Below are 10,818 nucleotides of genomic sequence, written 5' to 3' on the forward strand. Positions count from 1 at the left end.
GTCCGGGTGGCTGGGCGGGACGTAATCAGGCGCGCAACAGGCTTTAAAAATTCAACATTATACCATTAATGTCAAAATTATAGCAGGAGAGCGTCAGAAACAAGCCGGTTTACGTAGTAATATACAAGGAAATTCACCGGTGAAAACTTCATGAGTGACGTCCTGTCCCCCGACGCGGTGCTGGCCGCCGAGATCGGGCGCCTGAAGGTGGCGTTTCCGAAGACCCGCGAGCTGTATCGCGAGGTCTGCGCGCTGCTGTTCTTCCGTTACGGCATCACGCCGACCGCGAACCGGCTGTACCAGCTGGTCCGGCGCGGCAGCATGGGCACGCCCACCCAGGTGCTGGGGGAGTTCTGGACCGACCTGCGCGACAGGAGCCGGGTGCGCATCGAGCATCCTGATCTGCCGGCCGATCTCGGCGCGGCCGCCGGCGAACTGGTCGCCACGCTCTGGACCCGCGCGAGCGCATCAGCCGGGATCGCGCTCGACGCGCTGCGCGACGAGGTCGAGGCGCAGCGCGCGGAGGCGCAGCAGGCGGTCGCCGCCGCCCGCGACGAACTGGCTCGCGTCGAGACGGCGCTCGAGCAGCGCACCGCCGCGCTGCTGGCCGCGCAGGTCGAGGTGCGGGATCTGGACAGGGCGCAGGCCGAAGGGCACGCGCAGCGACAGGCGCTGGCGGCAGAACTTGAGCGGATCGGCGCGGCGCTGGCGGCGCGCGATCGCGAGATTGTGGAGGTGAGAGAAGGGTTCTCGCGGGACCTGGAAAAGCTGCGCGCCACCGCGGAGCGGGCCGATGAGCGCCTGCGTGCCGCGGAAAAGCGCGCGCTGCTCGAGATCGACCGCGAGCGCGGCACGGCCGTGAAGCTGCAGAAAGAGCTCGATGAGGCGACGAAGCGGGCCGACCGGCGCGAGGCAGACCATCGTCGTGCGGTCGAGGCGCTGCAGGCGCAGCTCGGTGACGCGCGCCACCAGACGGGGGTGCTGCAGGGGCGGCTCGATGCCGCGCAGGCCGCGAACGCGACGCTGCAGCAACAGCTGGCGGCAACGCGCGAGGCGGATACCTACGAGGCGCGACCAGTCCGCGCGAAGGCCGTCACGGCACGCTCAACCGCGGCCCGTCCTGCACGGACACCGGGCCCGCCGCGCAAGGCGCCGGCCGCCTCCATGCCATCCGGCAAGACGGCGGCACGCCGCAAGCGGAGTTAGATGAAATGGGAAACAACAGCCGCCCGCGGAAAAGACGAACAGGGCGCAAGGCCCCGGCCTGCCCGCCGATTGGCGCGCTGATGCGCTACCGCGAGCGGATCGTGCGCGTGATCGCCGAAGCGAGCGGGCAGCGCGTGATCATCGAGTCGGTGGACGAAGAGGGCCGCGCCTTCCGCAGCACGGTGAAATGGGCTAGCCTGACCGCTCTTCACGATCAGCTCTTCTGAGCGCGAAAACCATGCATCAACTCACCATGCAGCAACTCGATATCTTTGCCGACAGCCGTGACGTGATGTTGCGCAATGACGTGCTGGAGCAGTTGCAGCGGCGCGATGCGGTGTCGGCGCGAACGGCACTGGCGCTGCTCGCCGGCGAATACCCGGACGATGGCGCGCTGCCCGCGATGAGCGTGCTGGTGTGCGAACTCGAAAGTGCACCGACGGCGCCCTTTGCGGATCACGCGGCGCTCGCCATCGCCCGCCGTCACATGGAGGACGAGGTGGTGCCCGCCGCCCGGCGGGTGCTGCCCGCGCAGACCGGTCACGCATGGCTCGCACCCTGCTGGCGAGCGCTCGCCGACCGGGCCGCGACCCTGGCCTTTCTCCATGCCGATGCCGACAGCCATTCTGCACCGCTGTGGCTGCTGGCGGGCGACTCGGCGGCCGCGAGTGACGCGGTCGAAGGCATTGAATCGTGGTGGCGCATCCCGGCGCCCCTCGCGTGGATGACCGAGGTGCGCTACCGGACAGGTGGACTGGAGGCCGCATGGCCGCTGCTCGCGGAACTGGCGTGGCTGGCACCTCTGCGGTTCGCGGCACTACTGCCGATGCTCCGCGACGCTTCGCTTGACGCGCTACGCCGGCGCTTCGATGCGGAGTTTCCGGGCGCGGGCGAGGTCGACGATTACGCTTGGTTTCCCGCGTGGCTGCTGGTGGTCAAGCCGGCACTGGCGGCCCGGCTGGGCGAGGCGCGCGTGCAGCGCGACGAGGCGGCGTCGCGGGCGATGGCGCTGCTGGGTGAGATCCTGCGCCGGGAACATGAAGGTGAACAGCGCGAACTGGTGAACCTGCGCCAGGAACTCAGCCGGCTGCATGCAGGCCTGTTTGACGCGTATATGGCGACGCGCAAAGTGCAGCATCGGTGAGGGGAAGGGGCTCTTCGACACGAAGGGGTGGTCGCAGTGCGATGATTATGGTTTGTGGCTGCGGAAATCATGGATCGGAGATTATGGAAACCGTCGCGTTTATCTCGACCGAGAACGGGGACGACTTGATTGTGTCCTTTGCAGTCATCGACCCAGCGGATCCGAGTGAGATTGAAAGTCTGACCCTTCTGCGCACGCCGAAATATGAACACCTGCTGGAAGATTGGGAGCGAGGCGTGAGCGTTTCGTTTGAGCGGTACGTGGAAGACAATGAGGAATTGCTGGAAGAACTCTGCCTTGACCGAAAATCAGCCGTAGTACGCCTGACAACCAGCCTGCGCATCTATGAGCTGGATCTTCGAAAGGTCGACGAGAAGGAGGTGACGGCCATGCGAAAGGTGCTCGTCCAGATGAACGATGATCGTCGGATCAGGCTAGTGGGCGTCTAACGATTTCTTCGATCCGACGATCGCACGAACCCGGAAATTCGCCGCAGGGGCGCGACACTCAACGAAACGCCGCTGCCTCTGCCGCCCGACGGTGACACAATTATTTCGTTCACGTCGCAGTCTTTGTGCAACAAGGATGTCACGGCGTCGGTAGGCTGGATCTGCGCGAAGTGACACATTTCATTGTCGCAACATTGACAGATTCAATACGGTTTTACGCGCACGCACGGGATGTGCGTCCAATGTGCTGTTGCTACTTTTACTTCCGAAACGCCTTTACTTTTACTTCATTGCACGGCAGGCGCTCGCGCAGGAATTGCCGCACGCGCGCCTCGCGCGGGTCGCCCTTGTGGTCCGGGCGGGCGCTGGCGGCGCTCTCCTGGAAGGTGGCCCAGAGGCTCGCCGCCGTGGCCCTGAGCAGCTGACGGACATCGACCGGCACTCGTGACATTCACGCCTCGTTATCTCGGGGATGCCAGCGACGGAACGGCCATAGCCAGCGGGGCGTGATGCGCCCTGCCCCCATTTTAGCCCATTAAATGCAATGCTGATAATACGACTTATCAGCATTGAAAATGATGCGACCTGTTTGCTTTGCCCTTTGAGGTAGCCTGCGGGCTCGAGGCGCCCCATCCATGTTTGCGCGAAAGCGCGCCGATCACCGAGGCATGGGACCTGACCCGTATCCTGGATGGACGCCCTTCGCAAAGCGGCACCGTGCTCAAGCCACTCGCATGGCAGTTCCGGTCAATGGGGGAGGGTATGAAAGTCAGAGCTATCAACTCCTTCATTTGCGGACACTGGCCCTGATATGAACCGGATGACGGCGCCGGATCACACCTGGCGTGATGACGCTGGGCACCGGCAGGTAGCCGGCGTGCGCGCAACCGGACCACTGCGATGCGGCCCGGACGCCGGACAGCACGCCGGGCGCCGACGCAAATGGCGCGGACCCGCAGCGGGTGCTCCATCCGACGTACCCGACGTACCCGAGGCTACGCGCGGGCGCGCCGGGAGCGACCGCATTTCCTAGCTGGCGCGTCGCCGGAGCGGGCTGCGCCCGGCCTGGTCATCAAATCCATGCTGCTGAGACGGGCGATCGACAGCAGAGGAGACCCGGCGCGCAGACCCGGCTTCATGGCGGCGTCTTGAGGCGGGCACGCTTTCACGTGCGCGCCTGGCCTGTGTCGTGAATCGGGTGCGAGGGCGCGCCGATTGCGTAAGGGCGCGCCGGGTAGCGTGACGACATCTCCACAACCTCAACGAGGAAAAAGCAATGAACGCAGGAACTGGTCGACGCAGTGGCCGCGAAGACGGGTGGCAGCAAGGCGGCCGCCGGCGAGGCGATCGATGCATTTATCGGCACAGTCACCGCCGCCGTCTCGAAAGGTGACACCGTGCAGCTGATCGGCTTTGGATCGTTTTCGACGGGCGCACGCGCCGCGCGGGTCGGCCGCAATCCGTCGACCGGCGCCGAGATCCAGATCCCGGCCGCGAAGACCGTCAAGTTCACGGCGGGCAAGGCGTTCAAGGATGCGGTGAACGGCGCCTGAGACCGGACGCCAGCCATCGGCCGGATTTCTGCCGATGGCGCCGCTGCCGGCAGGGTAGCCGCTCCAGGTGCTGGCGGCAGCAACGGCACGGCGTGATCGGACAGGGCCTGGATCTCGGCCAGCCGGCCTGGTAGCATCAGTGCGAGATGCCTCGACGTACCGCGGCCCTTCGATTCGCTGCGTGTCTAGATAGATAGCCGTATGGAAAAGAAACGATCGCGGACCGGGCGCGAAATCTCGTGCCCAACGATCGGTGCGTTACTGCGCTACCGGACGCGCATCGTGCGCGTCATTGCGGAAGCGCGCGGGCAACGCGCGATGATCGAATCGCTCGACGTCACAGGCAGGACCTTTGTGAGCACGGTGAAGTGGGTCAGCTTGCGTGAGCTGGGTAATCAGCTTTTTTGAAGCTGGATCTCTTCGTGGGCGATCGGTCAGTCACTCCGGGATGCCTGCGGATCAGATACCTCGACTCTCCAGCTTCGATATGCCCGACCTTGGCAAGAGCGTGCTCATCCCATCACACTGGATGCGGAAATTTGCTGCTCGTATACTGGCGCAGACATTCGGGACAGGAAAGAATATGCGGCGCGTGATTGTCCGGCGGTCTCCAGTTCACGGCAAAGGCGTGTTTGCAATGCAGGCGCTCGCGGCGGGCGAGCGCGTGCTTGAGTACAAGGGTGAAATCACCTCGTGGCGAAATGCGGTGCGCCGTCACCAGCGTGAAGGCGTCGAAGGACATACGTTTTTTTTGGTCTGTCGGACGGCCGCGTGATCGATGGCAGCCGTGGCGGCAACAGCGCGCGCTGGCTCAATCACGCCTGTGCCCCGAACTGCGAGACTATCGAGGATGAGGGACGGATTTTCATCCACACGCTCCGGCCGATCGGGGCCGGTGAAGAACTGTTCATTGAGTATCTGCTCGCCACTGACGATCCGTTGGATGAAGACGTCCGGGCGCAGTACGCGTGTCGGTGCGCCGCGGCGAACTGTCGTCATTCGATGCTGGCCGACGCAGCGTGAACAGCGGGGCGGAAGAGGAAGTGGGCAGCAACGCTATCCCAAAAATCGCCGCGAGCCCGAAGCGGGAGAATGATGGATTCGTCCAGCTCGGCGTGGATGTGGTTTTCCATCTCGATGTGCTGAAGCCACCGTTGCCAAAGGGAAATGTATCCGACGGTGCTCCCGGCGCAAACGCGAAGAAACAGATTTCGCTGGAGCTTGACGATTGGTGGTGACGTCGGTGCCAGCGCGCATGTCGACAGCTATAGGGGAGCGGCCTTATGCAGAAGAGGAAGTTTGCGCGAAAGGGAGCAGGAGAAGCGAGTCTGCGGGAACTGCTGGACCGGCTTGAACAGGCATTGACGGAGATGCCAGCCCGCACATCGGTTTGCAGAGCGCTGTCGGATTTGACCCGGCGGCTCGGTTCGGCCAGCGACAAAGCTACTGCAAGACCCTGTCGATCGAACCCTGCGCGCCGTCAAGGTCAACCCGCTGTCGAATCCCTGCCACTGTTTTCGTGAACGTCGCAGGATCGGACGACCTGGCGGTCTCTGCCAATCACCCAAGACGGTTCAGCGGCCTCCGGCAATCGATCGGGCACGTCGCGCATCGGATCGAGTTCGACCATCTACGGTCACTCGCCCGCGCATCAATGCAGACGTTCGAGCGTCGCCTACACCCAGATACTGTTGAAAAAGTCGGTGACGGTCGTTCTAACCCGGTTTTCATGGGTCGCTTTACCCTTAGCCAATGCTCGCGAGCGGTTTGTGGGGCGATCTGAGAGGTCGAATTTTTCGCTCATGATGTTAGGGCGCCGCGCTACGACTTTTTCAACAGTATCCCCAAACAACGGCCATTCGCGTCGCGTGTATGTGTCGCTATTTAACGTAACAAAGCCGTTTATAGCGATGAGGCAAGTACCAAAGTTCCATGGCGCCTGTTGCCGCTCGTGAGCCCACGTTGCCTCGTTTCGCGGAAGGCACGGTTGACTGTATTTACATGTAGCCCCAGGAAATCAGCCAGCATTCGCTGTGGAGGAAGTCTGTCCCCGGCTTGAACCGAACCCGCCCGGATGGCCAGTTCGATGGCATCGGCCAAAGCCAGGTACGCGGGTCCGGCCCATGGGGCGAGCTGGAAAATGGATTTGTTCATGCTGGCCTTCCAGCGATAGCGACTTACTATCGTTTCACGCCCGCGAGGAGTAACGGATTTTCTAGCGATCGCCACGCTAGTGAACGCCCCCAGTCGCGCGATTGCCACACTGTTCTTCCCGTCAAGCAAAACCCGTTCGCAGCATGTTTACTGGAACGGGCTCCTCAAATCAAAGAATTGCCGCGCGCGGTGATGCGTGACCTAGCCCGCCACGCGCGGCTCAAGCCGATCAGAACGGCATCGCCCCTTTGGCGCCGCTCGGCTCTTCAGCATTCGCGTTGCCGTTTTGCTGGTTATCGCCGCCGTGACCATGACCCGAATCGAAATTAAACATGTCGAACAAGTCGCCGAGCGCCGGCGCATTGACAGGCACGTACGGGTTGTTGTTCCGCTGGACCGGGTTCGGCAGGTTGTCGCGGCTGCGATCAGTGATTGGCGGCAGCCCCCAGTTGCGTTCGATGAACTTCGCCAGCGATGCGTGGTCGGCATAGCCGTGCGCGACACGCCCGCCCTGCGAATAGGGCGACACCGCGATCATCGGAATGCGTGGGCCATCGCCGAAGAAGTCGACTGGCTGGATATAACCCGAGTCATAGTAGCCACCGCCTTCGTCCACAGTAATCAGGATCGCGGTACTGGCCCAAAGCTTCGGATTGCTCTGCACTGCATCGACGATCTTATGCACGAACGCCTCATACAGGCCGAACTTTGACGATGTCGGATGCCCGTCGAGCTTGCCACCCGGTTTGACGAACGATACCGCTGGCAGGTTGCCCGCGCTGATGTCCGCATACAAGTCGGTTGTGTCGGCAAGGTGCGTATCGCGGACCTGCTGGTTCGTCATGATCGACGTCTCGTACAGGAACGGGTTGCAGATGTTGCAGTAGACGCTCGTCGCCGGGTTGCTGACGAACGTGTTCCACCCTTCGCCGTAGTACTTCCACGGAATGTGACGCTCAAGCAACGTGTCGCCGATCGTGCGAACCGGTGACGGGGGGATCGTGAACGGCGACTTTGTCCTGTCGAGCACCGTACCATCGCCGTTGTAGCCCGGGTTGTAGTTGTTCAGCAGGTAGTAATGTTGCGGCGCGCAGTTCATCTTCGGATGGTACGAAAGCGACGCCAGATACTTGCTGATCGGCCCGACACCCGCCTGACTCGTGTCCGAGCAGTCGCTGTAGCTACCGCCCGAATAGCCGTCCTGCGTGTACCAGTTGTTCGTGCCCGCCAGCGGGTTCGGATTCTCGATCTGATTCGATGGCGGGACCGCTGCATGGCCGTTGCCGTCGGTGTAGTAGTACGCATCGGCGGCGCCGACCATGATGCTGTTCGCACCCGTGCCGCCCATCACCGGCTGGTGATAGTTGTCGCTGATCGTATAAGTGCGTGCGAGCCGGGTGAAATACGGCATGTCGCCCTTGCTCGCGTTGTAGAAGCCCAGCGCGTTTGAGCCTTCCTTCGTGGTCTGGTCGCTGAATGGCGTGAGTTGCGCGCTACCGTTGCTGCCTGCGCCGATGGTGGTCTCGACCCACGCGAACAGGTCCATCAGACATCCGCTCGGATTATCGCGGGTGGCGTGGGACACATCGCAGTCGGACTGCTGCCAGTTTTGATAGAAGCGGTGCACTGGACCGCCCAAGTACGCGTCATACAGCGATGATTGCTGCGGCGTTTGCAGCGGGTAAGGGCCGTTTTGCAGTTCGTTGTAGTTCGCGACGCGCGTGTCCTTTGCGCCTGTCGGCAAGCCGGAGGCACCGGTCAGCAACTGGCCGATATCGGTCGTCTCGAGTTCTGTGCCCTCAGCCTGTGCGGCCGCGTTGTACGTTGCGTACGGTGAGCCGGACGTGTCGCTCGCCGCGGTAGCCGTGCCACCGGTGTTCGGCGAAGGCAGCGTGCTGTAGGGGCTCTTGATCGATGGCGCCAGCGCGAACTGCGTCGTTCCCGTCACTGTGGCCTGGTACTGGCGCGCCTTCGCGAAGTTCGGGCCCGGCGAGCCATCCGCGTTAACGATGCCTTGCGACAGCAGGTTTTGCACCGACTGCCCGTTCGCCGGCTTGTACGTGCCGAACACGTGATCGAACGTGCGGTTTTCACCGACGATCACAATCACATGTTTGATTGGCGTTTGCGTGGAAGATTCGTTGTCTTGATCTTTCGCCGCGGCGGTGCCGGGAGATGCCGCGAACGCAAGCGCGGCGACGCCAGCGCATGCCGCGAGAACGGCTGGGACTTTTGAAACATAGCGTCGCTCGGACGCTCGCTGCTTTTTCATTTCTGCTCCGTTAGTAAGCTTGACCACCTTTCACAACCTTACTTACAGAGCATGACTGCGGCGAGACAGTAACGCTTCAATTGCCTTTCTACCCGCGCTGTTCGACGCGAATTTTTTGCGCAACCATGGCACATGATCAGGTTCGCTAATACCGCCAATCCCTTCAATCTGCAGGCTGAGAAGGATTCGACTGTCCAGGCGCGGATCCTGTGACCATCTTTGCTGTTTGGGTCAATTCAGTTTTTACCAAAACGACGCTAGCACAGCGAAAATCCTTCCCTAAACATCGGTGAGTCAACGCGTCTAACGAAGTAGTCGGCCGGTTCAAGCGTTTCAGCATGCGTATCGACGCGGGGTTTTAGCCTTTTCTGGGTCTGTGTCGCTTTATCCGGCTAACCGGCACTCTCCGACCGCGCGAAAGTTGTTAGCGCAAAGCGGGCGAACCGTCGATAGGCCTAACGAAAATCGGCACTGTTCGGCAGCAGGTGTCCACTTCTTCGTCTGATTTTTCATTTCGACGACCGGTTGAATCCGCCCTGGCTGCCGCGGTCACTGTGCAGGATCAGGCCCGCTTCTGGACGGCGGCGGAACCATACGCAGCGCGTCCGATACCAGTTCCGTACGCATGTGCGGCTGCATCGACCAGCCCACCACCTGACGGCTGAACAGGTCGAGGATGACGGTCAGGTACAGCCAGCCCTCGTCAGTCCGGATGTACGTAATGTCCGTACTCCAGGCCTGATCGGGGCGAGCGGGCGAGAAGTCGCGTTGCAGCAGGTTTGGCGCGACCGGCAGGTTGTGGTTGCTGTCGGTGGTGGCCTTGAAGCGGCGTTTGGTCTTCGCCTTGATGCCGTGCAGCTTCATGAGCCGCTGGACACGATCCTTGCTGACACGAATGCCCTGGGCAAGCAGCTTCTTCCACACGCGAGGCCAGCCGTACTCGCCTTTGGATTCAGCGTGCACGGCCTTGATGTGGACCAGCAGGGCGTCGTTGCTGATGCGTCGGCGCGGACGCTCCGTATCGACGTCCCGGGCCTCGCGGGCGTGGTAACCTCTGGGGCTGACACCCAGCACCTGGCAGGTCAGGGAAACCGGCCATTGTCGGCTGTGGAGCTCAATCCAGGCGTACTTCAATCCGACACCTTTGCGAACTACGCCGTGGCTTTTTCCAATATGTCGCGTTCCATCTTCAAGCGTGCCAACTCCGCGCGCAGCCGGGCAATCTCCATCTGTTCGGGAGAGATCTGTTTGCCTGCGCCGTTCAGCTTGCCAGCGGCATCGGCCTTAACCCAGTTGTGCAGCGTCTTCGGGCTGATGCCCAGTATCTTTGCCACCGCCGCCATGCTCTGGCCGCCGCAGACCATGCGCACGGCTTCTATCATGAATTCTTGCGTGTACCGTGCTCTCGCATTACCCATCTTTCCTTCCTCCTTGCGTGAGTTTTACACACTCAGCAAGGGATCCATTTTTTGCGGGCAAGCTCATTGAACATTGGCCCAATCGATGCCGTTCCACGTCACGCCGGAAGGTGCACGCGCCCGTATTGCTGCACTCATTTGCTTTCCTTCCGTATAGATGGTTCTGCAAACTCTCTGGTGAGGAGAGGCCATGAGGAAGTCTGCCCGCTTTCGCGTCGGGTGATGTATTGCCGTCGGCCATCCCCGCTCGCTCGTCACACGCCCCCCCGGATCGCTGCTGCAGGCTGTCCGTCGGCCCGCTGACCCTAAACGTTCCCTCGGCGGCATGCTCACATCGGGCGTGGGCCGATGCGCGTTTCCTGAAATGTCAAAAATGACATTTTCGCGCCATGCCTACATCAGACGCAGATATCGATAATGGGACTGGGAACGATCGAGGGCGATAAGTCCTCGCTCTTCGAAAGCGCTCCCTCAACTCGCCATTAGGATGAACAGCGTGCTTAGGATTATTGCAATGCTTGGCATCGCAGCAAGTGTGAGTAGTTGCGCAGTCGCACCGGGTTATGGAGATGGTGGGTATGCCCAGCCGTACGATTCTGCGTATGGATACCCGTCTGGACCC

The 10,818-nt window shown here is 61.9% G+C and carries 10 protein-coding genes and 2 pseudogenes; 8 read left to right on the top strand and 4 right to left on the bottom strand.

Going from position 1 to position 10,818, the window contains the following annotated elements; genetic code table 11:
• Positions 1-150: 150 nt before the first annotated feature.
• The 4 genes from GNZ13_RS50385 (at position 151) to GNZ13_RS50400 (ending at position 2,799) form a co-directional block, all read left to right on the top strand.
• Positions 151-1,206: a DNA-binding protein gene (locus tag GNZ13_RS50385; protein ID WP_172178939.1), complete on the top strand. Its 1,056-nt coding sequence runs from the start codon at positions 151-153 to the stop codon at positions 1,204-1,206.
• 5 nt (positions 1,207-1,211) lie between these two features.
• Positions 1,212-1,433, top strand: coding sequence for a hypothetical protein (locus tag GNZ13_RS50390; protein WP_172178940.1), 222 nt, complete (start codon positions 1,212-1,214; stop codon positions 1,431-1,433).
• Positions 1,434-1,444: 11 nt separating this feature from the next.
• Positions 1,445-2,350 (top strand): hypothetical protein, encoded by a 906-nt coding sequence (locus GNZ13_RS50395; RefSeq protein ID WP_172178941.1) that lies wholly within the window; start codon positions 1,445-1,447, stop codon positions 2,348-2,350.
• 83 nt (positions 2,351-2,433) lie between these two features.
• On the top strand, positions 2,434-2,799 hold the full coding sequence (locus GNZ13_RS50400) for a hypothetical protein (protein WP_172178942.1): 366 nt from the start codon (positions 2,434-2,436) through the stop codon (positions 2,797-2,799).
• A 259-nt stretch (positions 2,800-3,058) separates the two neighbouring features.
• Here the strand turns inward: GNZ13_RS50400 and GNZ13_RS50405 are convergent, their stop codons facing one another.
• Complete coding sequence (locus GNZ13_RS50405) at positions 3,059-3,250, bottom strand: hypothetical protein (protein WP_172178943.1); 192 nt, start codon at positions 3,248-3,250, stop codon at positions 3,059-3,061.
• Positions 3,251-4,088: 838 nt separating this feature from the next.
• Between GNZ13_RS50405 and GNZ13_RS50410 the strand changes: the two genes are divergently transcribed.
• The 4 genes and pseudogenes from GNZ13_RS50410 (at position 4,089) to GNZ13_RS50425 (ending at position 5,590) form a co-directional block, all read left to right on the top strand.
• Positions 4,089-4,352, top strand: a complete 264-nt coding sequence (locus GNZ13_RS50410; RefSeq protein WP_172178948.1) for an HU family DNA-binding protein — start codon at positions 4,089-4,091, stop codon at positions 4,350-4,352.
• Between the two features lie 201 nt (positions 4,353-4,553).
• Positions 4,554-4,760 (top strand): hypothetical protein, encoded by a 207-nt coding sequence (locus GNZ13_RS50415; protein ID WP_172178944.1) that lies wholly within the window; start codon positions 4,554-4,556, stop codon positions 4,758-4,760.
• 175 nt (positions 4,761-4,935) lie between these two features.
• Positions 4,936-5,375 (top strand): annotated as a pseudogene (locus tag GNZ13_RS50420) (SET domain-containing protein).
• Positions 5,372-5,590, top strand: a complete 219-nt coding sequence (locus tag GNZ13_RS50425; RefSeq protein WP_172178945.1) for a hypothetical protein — start codon at positions 5,372-5,374, stop codon at positions 5,588-5,590. Before GNZ13_RS50420 ends, GNZ13_RS50425 begins: the two are co-directional and overlap by 4 nt.
• 664 nt (positions 5,591-6,254) lie before the next feature.
• On the opposite strand, the gene GNZ13_RS50430 is transcribed toward GNZ13_RS50425, so the two are convergent.
• The 3 genes and pseudogenes from GNZ13_RS50430 to GNZ13_RS50440 all read right to left on the bottom strand — a co-directional run.
• Positions 6,255-6,506: a GntR family transcriptional regulator gene (locus GNZ13_RS50430; protein WP_172178946.1), complete on the bottom strand. Its 252-nt coding sequence runs from the start codon at positions 6,504-6,506 to the stop codon at positions 6,255-6,257.
• Between the two features lie 229 nt (positions 6,507-6,735).
• Entirely contained in the window at positions 6,736-8,778 is a 2,043-nt protein-coding gene (locus GNZ13_RS50435) for an alkaline phosphatase family protein (RefSeq protein ID WP_172178947.1), read from the bottom strand.
• Between the two features lie 536 nt (positions 8,779-9,314).
• Positions 9,315-10,196, bottom strand: a pseudogene (locus GNZ13_RS50440) (IS3 family transposase); the annotation flags it as partial.
• Positions 10,197-10,818: the final 622 nt, after the last annotated feature.

This window comes from Paraburkholderia elongata (assembly GCF_013177735.1).
GTDB lineage: Bacteria > Pseudomonadota > Gammaproteobacteria > Burkholderiales > Burkholderiaceae > Paraburkholderia > Paraburkholderia elongata.